This window comes from Pseudomonas sp. URMO17WK12:I11, assembly GCF_007677725.1.
Taxonomy (GTDB): Bacteria; Pseudomonadota; Gammaproteobacteria; order Pseudomonadales; family Pseudomonadaceae; genus Aquipseudomonas.
This window is the reverse complement of sequence record NZ_VEDF01000069.1, coordinates 1-244: the sequence shown is the minus strand read 5'-3', so window position 1 is coordinate 244 and position 244 is coordinate 1. Positions and strand designations below refer to the sequence as shown.

The window sequence follows — 244 nt, the reverse complement described above, 5'->3', positions numbered from 1 at the left end:
GGCTCGGCCCTGAGCGAAGCTTCTTATGGCTTCTTCATCAGCCACTTCGAAGGCCAGCTGCACAGCGCGCCGTACCGCAGCCCGTTCGAACACGCAAAGCCGAGGTCGCCCGGCCCGCAGACCGCCGTGGTGGTCTCGCCCAGCGGCCATGAACTGTTCACCGACATCCTCAACCGCGTCTGCGTACGCTTCCACTGGGACCGCCTCAGCCAGGAAGGTGAACTGAGTTCGTGCTGGCTGCGCA

At 64.8% G+C, this 244-nt stretch carries 1 pseudogene; it reads left to right on the top strand.

Annotated features, from left to right (window positions below):
- Positions 1-244 (top strand): annotated as a pseudogene (locus FS665_RS23250) (type VI secretion system tip protein VgrG); the annotation flags it as partial.